Source organism: Vreelandella neptunia (assembly GCF_000712975.1).
Classification (GTDB): Bacteria; Pseudomonadota; Gammaproteobacteria; order Pseudomonadales; family Halomonadaceae; genus Vreelandella; species Vreelandella qaidamensis.
Map to the genome: position 1 here is coordinate 175,973 of NZ_JHQL01000001.1, position 15,677 is coordinate 191,649.

The following is a 15,677-nucleotide window of genomic DNA, read 5'->3' on the forward strand; positions in this document are numbered from 1 at the left end:
CCTGACGTTAATGGCATTGCGAATTCCTACGCAATCTAGTGTATATAGTGCTTTTCTGGCGGCCTATACTGTGCGTGTGCTGCGCTATTGTCCAGCGTAGGCCAAGTTAACAGGCTATTCGCTATTTTTTTGATGATGCGAGCAGAAGATGAGCTGTAAGTCTTTAGGTGCTGGGTCTCCAAGTGCTGGGTCTTCAAGTGCCGGGTCTCCAAATGCTGGGTCGCCTCCGGTTTTTTGGCGCGACTCACGACTGCCTTATGTCGAACTACGCAAAATCAGCGATGCAAGGCAAGTGTGCTACGCCCCTCACAGCCATGTTCACTGGTCGGTAGGAGCCGTTACGTCAGGCAGCAGTACGTTTCGTTATCGGGAGTCGACTTATCCTATTAGCGCTGGTGACTTAGTCATGATGAACCCCGATTGGGTTCATGCATGTAACCCCATTGAGAACGAGCCCTGGGCGTATTTGATGCTCTACGTGGACGCGCAATGGCTAGCGGATTTACGTTATCAACTAGGCACGCTGGAGACCCCCGTCTGGAGTGATATCGATACGGCGGTGGTCTCACAGCCAGCGCTTTATGCTCGCTATTGCGAAATGGCGGCTTGTTTATTGGATGAACAGCGCGCGATCTCTATCAAGCACGCGTCAGTGACAGAGTTTCTTACCGCATTAATGCTGGCATTGACGCATGAGACGACCGTCTCTAGGTCGAAGCCGCCTGATGGCTTGCATGCTGCGGCCGTCTATTGTGATGTGAATGCTGCGTTTGATGTTTCGCTTGAAACGCTGTGCCAGTTAACGGGGTATAGCGCTGGTCATCTCATCCGAGCGTTTAAGCAACACTACGGGCTTACCCCCCATGCTTACCTGATTAATCGCCGTGTTCAGCTTGGCCAGCGGGCGCTTAAGCAGGGGGAGTCGATCGTTAATTCAGCTCTGTTAGCCGGTTTTAACGACCAACCCCACTTCCAGAGAACCTTTAAGCGGTTAGTGGCGGCAACACCCAATCAGTATCGCTATCCGCTACTCAAGCAGCAGGAAAATAGCGCTGGCAGCTAGGCCAGCCGCCAGCGTGCGGTTAATGGTAAGCAGAATGAATGGGCGGTGAACGTAGCGTTTAAGAAAAGCACCTGCATAAACCCAGCTTGCCAATGACAGCCAACAAATGGGTAGGTAGAGAGCAGCGAAGAGCCATAACTGGTAAGGGTCATTGCTGCTGGTGTAAGCCCCAATGCCAGCGGCAGACGCCAGCCACGCCTTAGGGTTTAACCACTGCATCATCGCGCCGGTCATAAAACCTGGTGGCTTATCCGTGTCCTGGTTATGAACCGAGCCATTATGCTGGAAAAGCTGGTAGCTTAAGTAAAGTAAGAAAAGTAGCCCCGCCCAACGTAATATTTCCTCCAGTAGCGGTAGTGCGTTCAGAAGTGAATAGAGCCCTGCTCCAGTCGCCAGGAAAAGTGCTAGAAACCCCAATGTCGCACCCGTGACGAAGATAAGCCCTTTGGCGATAGGGTAGTGGGTGCCGCTACTCAGGCAAACAAGGTTGACTGGGCCTGGGGAAATAGACGCGGCAAGGGCAAATGCAGACATTGGTAACAGTAGTGAAACGCTCATTGTTGTCCTCCTAAACAGAATCAAGAGCTTGCAAGAGCGCGAGAAAAGAGTATTGAACAAAATTGAGATGCCACGATATTGCGCAAGATTCGGGTAGGCCTGACGACACGGTCTGGTTAAGCTTGTGCTGTATTCAGAGAGCCCTGTGCTTTTCCTCGTTTAGCTTCGGTGAGAACGTCTTTATGAATGACTATGCCCGTATCGAAAAAGCGATGGCCTATATGGTGGCCAATGCCGCCAGCCAGCCAAGTTTGGAAACGGTGGCGGCGCAAGTACATTTGAGCGCTTACCATTTTCAGCGGCTGTTTTGTCGTTATGCGGGTATCAGCCCTAAGCGTTTTTTACAGGCGTTGACCTTGGAGCGTGGCAAACAACTGATCGCATCGTCAGAAAGTCTTACCAATACCGTGCATGCATTAGGGCTGAGCGGCGGCTCGCGGCTTTATGATCACTTTGTACAGTTAGAAGCGGTCACGCCGGGTGAGTTTAAGCGCCAAGGAGAGGGGGTAGAGATTACGTATGGGTTACATCCCACGCCTTTTGGCGAGATGTTAGTGGCGATAACGCCGAGAGGGATTTGTCGAATGGCCTTTGTGGCGTCTACCAGCCAGGAAGCGCTGCTGGCGCCACTAGCGAAACAGTGGCCACGTAGTACGCTCTGTCATTGCCCTGACACCACTCGTTATGCGGTAGAGGCCCTGTTTACACCATTTACTAAAACAAAGTGCGCTAACCATTCGCCTGCCACGCTGTCGCTCCACGTGAGCGGTACTAATTTCCAGATTGCCGTATGGCGCGCGCTGCTGACCATTCCTGAAGGGCAGTTGGCGAGCTACTCGCAAATTGCTCAGGCACTTGGCACGCCGAAATCATCTCGAGCCGTCGGAAATGCGGTGGGTGCAAACCCCATTGCATTGTGGATTCCTTGCCATCGGGTAATCCAACAAAGCGGTGCGCTAGGCGGCTACCGCTGGGGCATTGAAACCAAGCAGCAGGTCCAGGCGTGGGAAGCGGCCCAGCACTCCCCCTTGCTTGAGCCGCATTAACTCTGAACTAATGCCCAAACACCGACCACCCAGTGTGTTGGACAAACATTTCCAACGCGCGTGTGCCCAACAAGCTATTGCCGTATTTATCCAGCCCTGGTGACCACACGGCCAGCGAACCACGCCCAGGAGCAATAGCCAAAATTCCACCGCCTACGCCGCTTTTGCCGGGTAGGCCAACGCGGAAAGCAAACTCCCCGGACGCATCGTAGTGGCCGCACATCATCATCAGTGAGTTAATCCGCCGCGCTCGCTGAGGTGATACCACGCGTAAATCGCTCGGCTGATTGACGCCGTCAGAGGCCAAAAATAGCCCAGCGTGAGCAAGCTGTTCGCAACTCATGGCAATCGCGCACTGGTGAAAGTAGGTGCCGAGCACTTTATCGACATCGTGGCGCAGGCGACCAAAGGCTTTCATAAAATGCGCCAGCGAGGCGTTGCGGTCTTTATGCTGCATTTCTGAAGCTGCTACCTGATGGTCAAAGCAGATACTGTTATCGTCGGCGATATAGCGTACAAAGCTAAGAATTTCTGCCAGTGTCTCTTTAGGTTCGTGGCCCATCATGATGGCGTCAACGATCGCAATTGCCCCGGCATTAATAAACGGATTGCGCGGTTTACCGCCTTCGTGCTCAAGCTGCACAATGGAATTGAACGGGTCGCCAGAAGGCTCGCGTCCGACCCTCGACCATAATCCATCGCCCCATTTTCCCAGCGCAATGGTTAGCGTAAAAACTTTGGAAATACTCTGGATTGAGAACGGCGTGGTGGCGCAGCCTGCAGAGAAGCGTTGGCCGTCTACCGTAGCTAAACTGATAGCGAATTGGCTGGGGTCCACATGGGCAAGCTGGGGAATATAGTCAGCGACTTTTCCCCGCTCGGTTTCAAGGGCAAGCTCGGCGGCAATCTTATTGAGTAACTCTTGCATCTAATTCGAATTCGTTTGGCAGCGTGAGGCGCTACCCTAGCGGAAACTAGCATGCTTGTCTGCTCGAAGACGATACCGAAATACCATGGGCTATGCGCATTGTTGGGAGATCTTGTACGTTGCTAACGACCTGTTCGGCGGCTACAGTTCGGCTACTTTCAGCAAGGGCCGACGGGCATGACCACATTAATGATTCAGGGGACTACCTCGGATGCAGGCAAAAGTACGGTGGTTGCCGGGCTTTGTCGCGTGTTAAAGCGCCGTGGTATTTCAGTTGCGCCCTTCAAGCCGCAAAACATGGCGCTTAATAGCGCCGTTACCAGCGATGGGGGTGAAATTGGCCGTTCCACCGCGCTACAGGCACAGGCGGCGGGTGTGGTGCCCCATAGTGATATGAACCCGGTGCTATTAAAGCCGGAGAGTGATCGCGGTGCCCAAGTGATTCTACGCGGTCAAGTGCATGGCCATATGGATGCACTGGATTACCACGCGTTTAAGCGCACGGCGAAAGAGAGTGTTATGGCGGCATGGCAGACCTTGGAAAGCCGTTTTGATGTCATCATTGCCGAAGGTGCGGGCAGTCCGGCGGAAATCAATCTGCGTAAAGACGATATCGCTAATATGGGTTTTGCCGAAGCTGCAGACTGTCCGGTTTTATTAGTGGGCGATATTGACCGCGGCGGTGTGTTCGCTCAGCTAGTAGGAACACTGGCGCTACTAAGCGACAGCGAACAGGCACGCACAAAAGGATTTATTATTAATCGTTTTCGGGGCGATATTGCACTTTTAGAACCAGGGCTTGAGTGGTTAAAAGCACATACTGGCAAGCCGGTACTGGGAACCCTGCCTTACTTGCAGGGCCTCCTGCTAGATGCTGAAGATAGCATTGGTCGGGTTCAAGCTGAAAAAGCCAATCACACCCTGAAGGTCATTGTTCCCGCGTTGCCGCGTATCAGCAATCATACGGACTTTGATCCGCTGCGCTTACATCCCCAGGTATCGCTTACTTTTGTAGGGCCAGACCAACCGATTCCACCTGCTGATGTAATGATACTGCCAGGGAGCAAAAGCACCGCCAGCGATTTAGCCTGGCTAACACGCCAGGGCTGGAAAGAGGCGATTGCTCGCCATTTGCGCTACGGCGGCAAGGTGCTGGGGATTTGCGGTGGTTTTCAAATGCTGGGCGAGTGGGTGGATGACCCAGACGGCTTGGAAGGCGCGCCAGGGAAAGTAGCAGGTTTGGGGCTGTTGCAGATGTCCACACGTATGGTCGCGGGTAAGCAGCTGCGCAATGTCAGCGGCGTCATGGTGGGGCAAGAAGCGGCTGTGTCGGGCTACGAAATTCACAATGGTGTAAGCAAAGGGAATGCACTCAATCGGCCGCTGTTTGATTTAGGTAGCCACGTGGATGGCGCTACCAGTATCGATGGCCAAGTGATGGGTACTTACCTGCATGGATTGTTTGACCATCCCGAAACCTGCCAAGCGTTGCTGACTACGTTAGGCTTAGAGAGTGCGGCACCTGTCGATTATCGTGCCCATCGTGAACAAGCGCTGGAGCGGCTAGCTGACACGTTGGAAGCACACTTAGATATAGAATCGATCTTAGCAATGATAAGGGCGCACTAAGCGCCCTTGATTAAGTACTGATTGATTAAGTACTGGTTGATTAAGTACTGATTGATTTAGCCCTTATTCTTGCGGTGGGCGCTTTGCCATCAGGGTAATTTCGACGGTGCTGCCCCCGCAAATATTAGGTGACTCTGTGCAGGTGCGGGCCGGGTAGTAACCTGGCTCAAAAAACTCTGCGTAGATGCTGTCTAGGGCATTGATTTGTCGTAAGTCGCTTAGGTGAATATCGACGCGAACAACATCAGCTAAGGTACCGCCTTCTTGCGCTAGCATACGTTCAAGTTCGCGCATTACAAGGCGTGTTTCTTCTTTGACATCGCCACGGGCAGCTTTACCGTTAGAAAGGTCAGCAACGGTTAAGCCAGAAATAAACATATAGTGTTCGTCAATCACCATGTGGCTACCGGGAAACGATGGTTTGGGTAGCGTTGGGTCGTTAATAAACTGTGGCATTAGTGCTCCTTAGCGACAACATAAGCGTGTCGCACTGGTGGGACAATGCCTGCAGCGGCTAGTTCCTCCGGCCTCAACAGACTGGTGCTTATTGTTGGTTTGCTCTACGCTGGCGGCTTTTTACAGCCTGCCAGTTATTGGGGCGATTTTAAATCCTCATGAGAGAGCGTAATGAAGGTAGTTCACATTAGTCAGAGCGCCCCGCGTGATGCATGTTTGGCAACGTTGTGTGCGCAGGTATATGGACAGCAAGCAGGTTTAACGCCCCTAGTGGTTTTTACCGGTACTAAAAATGTGCTGTTCGACCAAGAAGCAGCTCGTTTGTTAGCGGGTGTCGATGGTGACGGTAAGCCTCTGGCGTTAGCGTTGTTAGTGTTGGATGAAGCTGGCGAGGGAATGACGGTCACTCACGCTTGCGAATTTGTTGAAGGCGCTAAAGCACGCTTAATCAGTGAGTTAATTCTCAAAGCTCCGCTACGTGTTGAGGTAAGTGATGCTGCCCAAGAAGCGTTTTATCAGCAGTGCGGATTTAAGCGTTGGTTTGATGGCGTGAAAGGGCGACGCATTGGTTTAGGTGCCCGCCACCCAGCCAAGCATAGTGATGATCTAGCACCCACCTTGTGCCTGGATGAAGCGCTGATACTACGTCGCTTTAAGCATGACTCCGCTGCGTTTGCCGATGCCAAAGACGCTTTTTTATCAGGTTTAAACAGCTTCCCTACTACCTTGTAAGGCGATAGAGCACTCAGTGAGTAGGTGGATAACGGCAGGGCGGCTACCCCTTGGCACCTGCTGCTCCTGATCGTTAGGTGTTATTACGCTGCTTCTTATATAGCTAAGACTAAAAGACGACGTTTACAAAAACGTCGTTTTTTTATTGCTATGTTGTCGACAGTTTGAATGGTTTTATCGGTTTTTAAGCGTATTTTTCGCTTATTTAACCCGTGTAGGATTATTTTCTAGCCAGTGTGTCAACAATATTTGTGTCAGCCATAAAGGGGGTATGCACGAAAAGTCGAATATTAACTTGGTGGATAGCTAAGTAAAAAGCACGCATCTAACAATAACAATACTCACAAGGATTCAATAATGAACAACCAGACACCGTGAGGAATCGTCGTGCTGCTCAAACGAAAATATGGGGAAGAACATCCCTACTGGCCCGTTGGCCCATTCAAAGTTCGCCTACCCTTTATTCATTTCCGCTGGGAAATACCTGAGACCATCCAAGCGCTGGTAATGTTTGTTATCGGGCTAGGGATGATTCCTCTATTAGAACAATATCTAGGGCTTCCTTATGAAGTGGCGTTGGCCTACGTCGTCGTGTGCGGCATTGGTTTTATTCTTCCCCCGTTGTTGGGTGTTCCGTTTGTGGCCGGTTGGATCACGCCCGCGATACCTGTAGTGCTATTGTTTATCGGCCAGTTTGAGCCGGGGCCGGAAGCAATCCGCGCGATGGTAGCTCTACAGCTCATGGTCACCGCAATTTTTCTATTTATGGCGGTAACTCGGTTAGGAACAAAGCTTGTTAACAGCGTGCCGGATTCAATCAAAGCAGGCATTTTGCTCGGCGCAGGCATTGCGGCAATTAGCGGCGAGATTAGCGTTGGGGGCAGGCTGTACGAAACGCCTATTTCGCTGGGGATTGGCGGTTTAATTACGCTTTATGTGCTGTTTTCACTGTCATTTCGTGACTTGACTGAGAAGTTTCGCTGGGCACGCAATATCGCCGCCTACGGCATGGTGCCGGGGATGCTAATCACCATGGCGATTGGCTGGGGAGTTGCCGAATACCCGATGCCTTCGGTTGAGTGGGGCATTGCGATACCCGATTTTGCCGGTATCTGGGCCTACCTACCGTTCACCATTGGCGCGCCGGGTATTGATCTTCTGGTGGCGGCAATCCCAACGGCTATCATCGCGTACATCATTGCATTTGGTGACATTATTGTTGGTCAAAGCCTTATTAAGCGTGTCGACCATTTGCGTCCGGATGAAAAAATCGAGGTGAATGTCGATCGGGTACACCTAATTACCGGTTTGCGTAACCTGATGCACTCCATGTTTGCCCCTTACCCTGGCTTGGCTGGGCCGCTCTTTACCGGAGCGATGGCAACCATTGCAGAACGCTACCGCTATGGCCGCGGGGCGATGGATACCATCTACTCAGGGGCATCAGTGTTTTGGATTGTTGGATTTCTGGCGCTGTTCTTACTGCCGTTGGTAACGCTTTTCCGCCCGGTGCTGCCAATTGCGCTGTCGATCACGCTGTTGATTACTGGTTACCTATGCATTGCAGTGGCAGTTGAGCAAATTAAGAACGCCACCGCCATGGGCGTTGCCGGGATTATGGGCGTAGTGTTGGCTACCCACGGCGCAGCCTGGGGGCTGGGTATTGGGGTAATTCTGTACTTCATGATTGAGCACCGTTCACGCAGCCATGCCAATGATGAGGCTGAAGAGCCTATCCATGTAGAAGAAGATATGGCGGTAGAAAAGGAGTTGGTGGTTGAAGCAGAAGAAAAACCAGCCCGCTAGTTAAGTATTAGTTAATGCAAAGCTTGCGTTAACGTTAGTCTGTTTGAAAACCGGTGGGCTATAGGCTCACCGGTTTTTGTTGGAACAGTGCGTTCCACGATTGGCAACAAAACTCCATGCTCTTGTCATGATGTTGTTCGCTAAGCTCGCTAAAATAGTCATATTGTTGATTACTGAGGTCGAGGAACCGTATATGGCGCTAGCAGTGATGGATACTAATAAACGCTATGGAGTGGTCAGCCGCCTGCTCCACTGGGGGATGGCACTATTATTTGTATGGCAATTCAGCAGTGCTGCGGCGCGGGTGTTTTTTGAGGACACGCCGCTCGAGTCTTTTTTATGGGGTACTCACAGCCAAGTGGGCGTTGTGCTCCTGGCGCTTGTGGTCATGCGAGTCGCCTGGGCGTTAATCAATACATCGCGCCGTCCGCCATCCGTTAGCGTGATGGCTAAACTGGGTCATTTGGCGCTTTACGGGCTAATGATTGCGGTGCCGACCATCGCGCTGATTCGTCAGTACGGTTCAGGCCGAGCGCTAGATGTGTTTGGAATTAACCTAATGCCTGGCTTCGATGGTGAAAAAATTGCCTGGATGACAGATCTTGGCGGTTTGTTGCATGGTGAACTCGGCTGGGCACTGCTGGCGTTGATTGTGGGACATGTGGTGATGGCAATTTTGCATCGAAAATTGACTAACCACGATGTGCTGTCACGCATGACTTAGTGATAAGGTGTTAGCTAATTAAGCGAACAAAAACGGCGCGTTCAATTGAACGCGCCGTTTTTTTGGCTAGCGTCGAGGCAGGGGAAAGCGTTCGCCGTGACTGTGTTACTTGGCTAGCTCGCGCATCGCCGTCTCCAGGCCTTCCATGGTCATGGGGTACATACGGTCATCAATGACGTCGCGAATTAACTGGGTCGAATAGGTATATTCCCAGGCACGGGGGGGCATTGGGTTTAGCCATGCCAAGCGTGGAAACGTCTCGGTTAAACGTTTCAACCACACGCCGCCTGGTTCGTCATTGAAGTGCTCTACGCTGCCGCCAGAGTGAGTAACTTCGTAAGGCGACATGGCGGCATCACCGACTACCACCACCTGATAGTCCGCCCCGTAGGTGTGCAACACATCCATGGTCGGGATGCGTTCGTTACGGCGCCGCATGTTATTGCGCCAAACCCCTTCATAAAGGCAGTTGTGGAAGTAATAATGTTCTAAATGCTTGAATTCGGAACGTGCCGCTGAGAACAGCTCTTCGCAGACGCGAATATGATCATCCATCGACCCGCCGACATCTAAAAACAGCAGCACTTTAACCGCGTTATGACGTTCGGGGCGCATTTGGATATTGAGCAGTCCCGCATCCCGCGCGGTTTCGCGTATGGTGCTGTCCACATCAAACTCATCCAATGCGCCTTGGCGGGCGAACTTGCGCAGCCGCCGTAAGGCCATTTTGATATTGCGGGTGCCAAGTTCAAGCGAGTCATCGTAATCGCGAAAGCGTCGCTCGTCCCACACCTTGGTGGCGCGACGGTGGCGCGAGCCATCCTGGCCAATGCGTATGCCTTCTGGATTGTAGCCATACGCCCCAAAAGGGCTGGTGCCACCGGTGCCAATCCACTTGTTGCCACCTGCATGGCGCTCTTTTTGCTCTTCTAGGCGCTTTTTAAAGGTCTCGATCAGCTCCTCAAGGCCGCCTAGGGATTCAATTTTGGCTTTCTCTTCGTCGCTGAGCTGTTTTTCAAATTCGCGCCGCAACCATTCATCGGGAATGAGCGCCTCAATGGCCGAATCCATGTCTTCAATGCCTTTAAACCAGGCAGCAAAGGCGCGGTCAAAGCGGTCAAAGTAGCGCTCATCTTTGACCATGACGGTACGCGCTACTTGATAAAACGCGTCCATATCGGCAAACACGACGCCTTGTTCTACCACGGCGTGAAGGTCGAGCAATTCGCGCAGTGAAACGGGCACACCGGCACGTTTGAGGGCATCAAACAGACCAATAAACATGGCTTAGCGCCCCGTACTCTTTTGGCGACGCATCATAAATGCTAGACGCTCTAGCAGATGAGTGTCCTGCTCGTTTTTAACCAGCGCGCCCGCCATTGGTGGCAGGGCTTTGGCTGGGTCGCGGTGATAGAGCGCCTCCTGGGCCAGCTCGTCGGCCATTAGCAGCTTGAGCCAATCGACAAGCTCCGAGGTAGAGGGCTTTTTCTTGAGCCCTGGAGCGTTGCGCAGATCGAAAAACACTTCCAAAGCTTCGCCGACCAGCTTGGGGGCGATATCTGGGAAGTGGACATCCACAATGGCTTGCATGGTCTCGCGGTCGGGGAACTCGATGTAATGGAAAAAGCAGCGACGCAGGAAGGCGTCAGGCAGTTCTTTTTCGTTATTTGAGGTGATCACGATAATCGGGCGCTGTTCGGCGCGGATGGTTTCGCCGGTTTCATAAACATGAAACTCCATACGATCCAGCTCTTGCAGCAGGTCATTGGGAAACTCGATATCCGCTTTGTCGATTTCATCAATCAGCAGAACCACGCGCTCGCCCGCGGTGAAGGCTTCCCACAGCTTGCCGGGCTTGATGTAGTTACCGACATTTTCCACCCCTTCAACGCCCAGCTGGGAATCGCGCAGGCGACTGACCGCATCATACTCATAAAGCCCTTGGGCGGCTTTGGTGCTGGACTTGATATGCCAAGTAATCAGCTTAGTGCCCAGGGATTCAGCGAGTTCCTCGGCCAGCAGGGTTTTACCGGTGCCGGGTTCGCCTTTAATAAGCAGTGGACGCTGCAGCACGACCGCAGCGTTGACCGCCTGTTTGAGTGCATCAGTTGCGATGTAAGAAGAGGTAGAATCAAACGCCATGGGGAGTGCCTCGGCTTGTCGAAACGAGTTGTTGAAAAATAGATTCAAACAAGTGTACGTGAGGGTAAACCCCAAGGCCAACTAACGACAGCTTCTATGCAGTCAGCTCAAGGTGTTTGTTCATTTTTGGTTATCTGCGCTAAGTAATCCACATCGTGCTTATGTAGGTAGTCACGTATTAGTTGTCGCACTACTTGCGAGGGCGTCAGATCCTGTGATGCACATAGCTTTTCAAAGGCCTGTTTCTTTTGAGGATCTATGAGCAGCGTGAGCCGAGCAGTCTTCTTTTCCATTACCATCCCTCCATAACATTAACATTTAATGTTAATGCGCTATCTTTGTTATCGCAATGACTTAGCCGTCACCACACTAGAGAGTATCTTGTGTCAATTGCATAAAATTATAACCACATGTTAATGTCATTAACATAATTACGCTCTCTAGGCCGACTGCTTTGGGCAACGCTTTCCCGGCAAATGTGCTGCATTGCAGAGAGATCGATTGCCAAGATGGGTGACTACAAAGAGGGCTAGCGTATGTCGCGCCAAAAATTTCCCGTTAACTTTCCTATTGCCACTGGGCTTCGCGCCGCGTGGCGGGACGGTTATGGATTCGCTGATTTACGCAGAGATGTGATGGCAGGCCTCACCGTTGGTACCGTGGCAGTGCCTCTGTCAATGGCCTTGGCAATCGCTACAGGAGTGCCCCCTCAGCATGGTCTTTACACCGCGATTGTTGCGGGTGCCATCATCGCGCTAACGGGCGGTGCCCGTTTCAACGTGTCTGGCCCGACGGCTGCCTTTGTCGTCATCCTTTTCCCGATTGTCCAGCAGTACGGGCTAGGCGGTTTGCTCATCGCATCAATGATGGCTGGCGTTATCTTGATACTGCTAGGCGTTACCCGGATGGGCCGACTGATTCAATTTGTTCCCTACCCAGTCGTGCTTGGATTTACAGCAGGCATCGCTGTTGTGATTGCCGTTCTGCAGGTGCCGGATTTCCTCGGCCTGGAAACAGGTAAGCTTGGTGAGCACTTTGTCGAGAATGTCACCGTTATCGTCTCTTCCATGCCCACGTTAAACCCGCTTGAACTGAGCGTGGGCGCCTTCACGTTGATCGTCATGCTTATCTGGCCACGCCTACACATACCCATCCCTGCGCCTCTTGTGGGGTTAGCTGTCGGGGCGTTTGTCGCTTATGGGATGAACCATTGGTTGAGTGGTCCCGGCGTGGGAAATGCTGTGGAAACGATAGCGACCCGTTTTACCTGGGAAATAAATGGAGAAACAGGTCATGGAATCCCGCCTATTCCGCCAACGTTGATGGCCCCTTGGCGTTTGCCAGGGGCCGATGGTGAGCCTCTGCAGTTAAGCTTTGAGCTAATCCGGGCACTTTTAGGCCCGGCGTTTGCTATTGCGATGCTGGGAGCTATCGAATCGTTGTTATGCGCGGTTGTGGCAGATGGTTTGACGAAGACCAAGCACGACCCCAATGCTGAGCTGATCGGCCAGGGGTTGGGAAATATTGTTGCACCTCTTTTTGGTGGCATCACCGCAACGGCTGCGATTGCGCGCACGGCCACCAACATTCGTAGTGGGGCCCGCTCACCGATATCTGCTGTGATTCATGCGCTCGTTGTTTTACTTGCGGTCGTTGCACTTGCTGGGCTGCTCGGTTTGGTGCCTATGGCAGCCCTTGCCGCACTGCTGTTTATTATCGCGTGGAATATGAGTGAGGCACGTCACTTCCTGAAAACGCTACGTTCAGCCCCTCCAGGGGATGTGAGTATCCTTGTGATATGTTTTGGCTTAACCGTGCTTTTCGATATGGTTCTGGCCGTTGCGGTGGGCGTTGGGTTGGCCGCTGCTCTGTTCATCCGAAGAATGTCCATGCTGACTCAGACTGATCAAATTGATGTTGACCATCACTCTACAACCCATGGGCTGCCCGCAAAGGTGGCAGTTTATGACATTAATGGCCCGCTGTTTTTTGGGGCTGCGGAAAAAGCGCTTAAATCACTGCATCTGATCGACCCGGCGATTGAAACAGTCATTATCGATATGCACGATGTGCTAAGTATGGATGGCACCGCCATTGTGGCTTTTCAGTCATTAATCGCTGAAATGAAGCATCAGGGCGTTAGACTGATTATCGTCGGCTTGAAAACAAGAATCATCGTTAAATTGCGCCGTGCTGGTATTCACAAGGTGGCTGGGTCATTGACGTACTGTCGTCATTTGGAACAAGCAAGCGTCGTGGCCCAACGCTGGCAGAAAGAGCACGCTTGATCGTCTGTCTAGTCGATTCTGTTTAATAGCACAGAACTCCTAAAGGCCGATAAGCGCGTCAGTATCGATTTATCATCCTTGCCAATTGGGGGGCACTATTCCTTGGCGCTGCATTTGCCGGTAGACCGTAGGCCGTGAAACGCCTAGCGCACGGGCAACCGCGCTAATATTCCAGTGGTGTTGCTTGAGCAGGTGGGTAAGTGAGCCTGGCTGAGATTCACTGACATCGGCTACAAGCTGCGTCGCTTCGTGGCGAGTAATTCGTTGGCTAAGGCACTGTTCTGGCAGGTCGTGAACGGTTATTTCGTCACTTTCTGAGGTTGCCAGGGCAAAGGCGAGGGCATTTTTAAGCTGACGAATATTGCCGGGCCAGGAGTAGGCGAGTAGTGCACTGATGGCATCTGCGCGCAGGCGCGGCGATACGTGCGTGGCGCGTTCGGTGGCGATGTCTTCAAATACGCGGCGAATAACATACAGTTTATCGGCGCGTTCACGTAATGCGGGTAAGCGCAGCTGCGCGCCGTTAAGCCGGTAATAGAGGTCTTCGCGGAATTCCCCTTGCTGAATCATTTCTTCGATATGTCGATGGGTTGCTGTAATAACGCGAATGTCGATTTTTACTGGCGTGTTAGCGCCTAGCGGCATGACTTCCCGTTCGGCCAGCACGCGTAACAGCCTAGTTTGTAGCGCTAATGGCATATCGCCGATTTCGTCTAGAAACAGCGTGCCACCATGGGCCTGAGGAATAAGCCCACGCATCCCTTTTGAACGGCCACCGGTAAAGGCGCCAGGTTCGTAGCCAAACAGTTCGCTTTCAATCAATGACTCGGGAATGGCCGCACAATTAACCGCAATAAACGGTTGTTTGGCGCGATTGCCGCTTTTGTGCAGTGCGCGTGCAACCACCTCTTTGCCGGTGCCGGTTTCGCCGCTAATCAGCACGTTAACGTTGGTTTCATTGCGCAAACGTTCGGCCAGCTTTTGCACTTTGCGCATGGCGGGGTCGTCGGCACCTAGCCTGGCCAATGGTTCCGGCAGTTCAGACGCAGGCGGTGTTGTCCGTTGTGCCATGCGAGGGCGGCGGGGTTCCAGAAGGCTAATAAAGTGGATGGTGTTGCTGGCGCGAGCGCGGAAGGCACGCAATTGATCATCAGTACCGCTATTAATACTGAGTATATCGGCGATCTCACACTCAAATAGTTCACCCAGCATTGGGGTGTGATTTGCAGACCACGGTGGCCAGCGATGCTGGTGCTCGGCGATGAGTTCGCGGCCTACGGCGTTGGCGGCGATCACCTGTCCATTCTCTTCAATGGCAATTAAGCCACGCCCGTTGACGTGGACAAATTCTCGGGAAGTATCTAGACGCACCATCAGGCAGTCGCGGTAGCGCTGAAGAAAATAGGCATCCTCAATCATGCGTGCATAAAGCGTTACTAGCGATAGGCTGAAATTCTGGCTTTCGTGTTGCGTAGGTGACTGCAGCGCGGAGATATCTAACACGGCCATCACATTACCCTGAGGGTCAGCAATGGGGGCGGCGGTGCAGGTCAGTGAAATATGGGAAGCATCGAAGTGTTCCTGGCGGTGGCAGATGATGGCCTGGCGATCATGTAAACAGGTGCCAACAGCGCAGGTGCCAGCAAAGCGTTCGTCCCAGTCAGCGCCCAAGTAGAGGCCTGCTTTGCGTAATTGCTGGTCCTGGTTGGGATCACCGCGAAACTCAACGGTAATACCGCGGTGGTCGGTGACCAGTAGCACGTAGCCAAGTTGGGCTATTTGTCCATAGAGCTGATCGACCCCAGCGCGGGCGACATGCAGTAACTCGTCAACAGACTCGCGGTGCTCAATCAGGGTTTGCTGAGGTACTACCCGTGCTGGGCGTGGGTGAGTGGGGTCTAGCTGATAGTCATTTAGGCAGCGCAGCCAGGAACGACGAATGGTGGCCTGTGCAGGTAAGCAGGGGGCGTCTAGCCCTTCACCGAGCTGAAAAATATGCTCGATATGTCGACGCTGTTCAGACTGAAGCTGTGTAGTTGCCTGAAACTGTTTAGTGGCGTGCGTGTGATGCAGCATGGCGTTACTCATTGGGCGCTGTTGTTATTGTTCTTTTAGCCTATGCGCTTTGCCCCCAGAGTCAACGTGGGCTGCTTACGCCGTTAGTCGTGCGTTACACCTGTAACGTTTAGCTGTAAACAGCGTGACAGGTGTACGACTCTTTCGCTGTCTTATCTATTTGTCTGCATGTAAATAAATTATATATTTTTCAATTGCTTATTTTTTATATGGTTGGTTTGGCACGGCG

14 protein-coding genes are annotated in these 15,677 nt (G+C 52.4%); 7 read left to right on the top strand and 7 right to left on the bottom strand.

Annotation, left to right across the window (positions count from 1 at the left end):
• Positions 1 to 148 precede the first annotated feature (148 nt).
• Positions 149 to 1,063: a helix-turn-helix transcriptional regulator gene (locus CR46_RS0100795; RefSeq protein ID WP_232222325.1), complete on the top strand. Its 915-nt coding sequence runs from the start codon at positions 149 to 151 to the stop codon at positions 1,061 to 1,063.
• Here CR46_RS0100795 and CR46_RS0100800 read toward each other — a convergent pair.
• Complete coding sequence (locus CR46_RS0100800; protein ID WP_030069159.1) at positions 1,028 to 1,621, bottom strand: LysE family translocator; 594 nt, start codon at positions 1,619 to 1,621, stop codon at positions 1,028 to 1,030. The genes CR46_RS0100795 and CR46_RS0100800 overlap by 36 nt on opposite strands.
• A 182-nt stretch (positions 1,622 to 1,803) precedes the next feature.
• Here CR46_RS0100800 and CR46_RS0100805 point away from each other — a divergent pair, with 182 nt between their 5' ends.
• Entirely contained in the window at positions 1,804 to 2,667 is an 864-nt protein-coding gene (locus CR46_RS0100805) for a bifunctional transcriptional activator/DNA repair enzyme AdaA (RefSeq protein WP_030069161.1), read from the top strand.
• A 7-nt stretch (positions 2,668 to 2,674) separates the two neighbouring features.
• On the opposite strand, the gene CR46_RS0100810 is transcribed toward CR46_RS0100805, so the two are convergent.
• Positions 2,675 to 3,595, bottom strand: a complete 921-nt coding sequence (locus tag CR46_RS0100810) for a glutaminase (RefSeq protein WP_030069164.1) — start codon at positions 3,593 to 3,595, stop codon at positions 2,675 to 2,677.
• A gap of 177 nt (positions 3,596 to 3,772) precedes the next feature.
• Here CR46_RS0100810 and CR46_RS0100815 point away from each other — a divergent pair, with 177 nt between their 5' ends.
• Positions 3,773 to 5,224, top strand: a complete 1,452-nt coding sequence (locus CR46_RS0100815; protein WP_030069167.1) for a cobyric acid synthase — start codon at positions 3,773 to 3,775, stop codon at positions 5,222 to 5,224.
• A gap of 63 nt (positions 5,225 to 5,287) precedes the next feature.
• On the opposite strand, the gene CR46_RS0100820 is transcribed toward CR46_RS0100815, so the two are convergent.
• The gene (locus tag CR46_RS0100820) at positions 5,288 to 5,680 is read right to left on the bottom strand and encodes a RidA family protein (protein WP_030069169.1); all 393 of its coding nucleotides are present in this window, start codon (positions 5,678 to 5,680) and stop codon (positions 5,288 to 5,290) included.
• Positions 5,681 to 5,851: 171 nt separating this feature from the next.
• On the opposite strand from CR46_RS0100820, the gene CR46_RS0100825 reads away from it, so the two are divergent.
• The 3 genes from CR46_RS0100825 to CR46_RS0100835 all read left to right on the top strand — a co-directional run bounded on the left by CR46_RS0100825 (position 5,852) and on the right by CR46_RS0100835 (position 8,942).
• The gene (locus CR46_RS0100825; RefSeq protein WP_030069171.1) at positions 5,852 to 6,412 is read left to right on the top strand and encodes a hypothetical protein; all 561 of its coding nucleotides are present in this window, start codon (positions 5,852 to 5,854) and stop codon (positions 6,410 to 6,412) included.
• Between the two features lie 387 nt (positions 6,413 to 6,799).
• Positions 6,800 to 8,218 (top strand): hypothetical protein, encoded by a 1,419-nt coding sequence (locus CR46_RS0100830; protein ID WP_035536110.1) that lies wholly within the window; start codon positions 6,800 to 6,802, stop codon positions 8,216 to 8,218.
• Positions 8,219 to 8,411: 193 nt separating this feature from the next.
• Positions 8,412 to 8,942, top strand: a complete 531-nt coding sequence (locus CR46_RS0100835) for a cytochrome b (RefSeq protein WP_030069175.1) — start codon at positions 8,412 to 8,414, stop codon at positions 8,940 to 8,942.
• Between the two features lie 105 nt (positions 8,943 to 9,047).
• Here CR46_RS0100835 and CR46_RS0100840 read toward each other — a convergent pair whose 3' ends face one another.
• From CR46_RS0100840 to CR46_RS18505, 3 genes are all read right to left on the bottom strand, one after another.
• Positions 9,048 to 10,226 carry a vWA domain-containing protein gene (locus tag CR46_RS0100840; protein ID WP_030069178.1) on the bottom strand — a complete coding sequence of 393 codons (1,179 nt, stop codon included), beginning with the start codon at positions 10,224 to 10,226 and terminating at the stop codon, positions 9,048 to 9,050.
• 3 nt (positions 10,227 to 10,229) lie between these two features.
• Positions 10,230 to 11,084, bottom strand: coding sequence for an AAA family ATPase (locus CR46_RS0100845; RefSeq protein ID WP_030069180.1), 855 nt, complete (start codon positions 11,082 to 11,084; stop codon positions 10,230 to 10,232).
• 107 nt (positions 11,085 to 11,191) lie between these two features.
• Positions 11,192 to 11,383, bottom strand: a complete 192-nt coding sequence (locus CR46_RS18505; RefSeq protein ID WP_320055278.1) for a CopG family transcriptional regulator — start codon at positions 11,381 to 11,383, stop codon at positions 11,192 to 11,194.
• A gap of 237 nt (positions 11,384 to 11,620) precedes the next feature.
• Here CR46_RS18505 and dauA point away from each other — a divergent pair, with 237 nt between their 5' ends.
• The gene (gene dauA / locus CR46_RS0100855; protein ID WP_030069186.1) at positions 11,621 to 13,372 is read left to right on the top strand and encodes a C4-dicarboxylic acid transporter DauA; all 1,752 of its coding nucleotides are present in this window, start codon (positions 11,621 to 11,623) and stop codon (positions 13,370 to 13,372) included.
• 72 nt (positions 13,373 to 13,444) lie between these two features.
• Here dauA and CR46_RS0100860 read toward each other — a convergent pair whose 3' ends face one another.
• Positions 13,445 to 15,448 carry a sigma-54-dependent Fis family transcriptional regulator gene (locus CR46_RS0100860; RefSeq protein WP_035536112.1) on the bottom strand — a complete coding sequence of 668 codons (2,004 nt, stop codon included), beginning with the start codon at positions 15,446 to 15,448 and terminating at the stop codon, positions 13,445 to 13,447.
• Positions 15,449 to 15,677: the final 229 nt, after the last annotated feature.

Coding starts and splice junctions, on each gene's coding strand:
- CR46_RS0100795 (WP_232222325.1), top strand. CDS start 149: ATGAGCTGTAAGTCTTTAGGTGCTGGGTCTCCAAGTGCTGGGTCTTCA.
- CR46_RS0100800 (WP_030069159.1), bottom strand. CDS start 1,621: ATGAGCGTTTCACTACTGTTACCAATGTCTGCATTTGCCCTTGCCGCG.
- CR46_RS0100805 (WP_030069161.1), top strand. CDS start 1,804: ATGAATGACTATGCCCGTATCGAAAAAGCGATGGCCTATATGGTGGCC.
- CR46_RS0100810 (WP_030069164.1), bottom strand. CDS start 3,595: ATGCAAGAGTTACTCAATAAGATTGCCGCCGAGCTTGCCCTTGAAACC.
- CR46_RS0100815 (WP_030069167.1), top strand. CDS start 3,773: ATGACCACATTAATGATTCAGGGGACTACCTCGGATGCAGGCAAAAGT.
- CR46_RS0100820 (WP_030069169.1), bottom strand. CDS start 5,680: ATGCCACAGTTTATTAACGACCCAACGCTACCCAAACCATCGTTTCCC.
- CR46_RS0100825 (WP_030069171.1), top strand. CDS start 5,852: ATGAAGGTAGTTCACATTAGTCAGAGCGCCCCGCGTGATGCATGTTTG.
- CR46_RS0100835 (WP_030069175.1), top strand. CDS start 8,412: ATGGCGCTAGCAGTGATGGATACTAATAAACGCTATGGAGTGGTCAGC.
- CR46_RS0100840 (WP_030069178.1), bottom strand. CDS start 10,226: ATGTTTATTGGTCTGTTTGATGCCCTCAAACGTGCCGGTGTGCCCGTT.
- CR46_RS0100845 (WP_030069180.1), bottom strand. CDS start 11,084: ATGGCGTTTGATTCTACCTCTTCTTACATCGCAACTGATGCACTCAAA.
- CR46_RS18505 (WP_320055278.1), bottom strand. CDS start 11,383: ATGGTAATGGAAAAGAAGACTGCTCGGCTCACGCTGCTCATAGATCCT.
- dauA (WP_030069186.1), top strand. CDS start 11,621: ATGTCGCGCCAAAAATTTCCCGTTAACTTTCCTATTGCCACTGGGCTT.
- CR46_RS0100860 (WP_035536112.1), bottom strand. CDS start 15,448: ATGCTGCATCACACGCACGCCACTAAACAGTTTCAGGCAACTACACAG.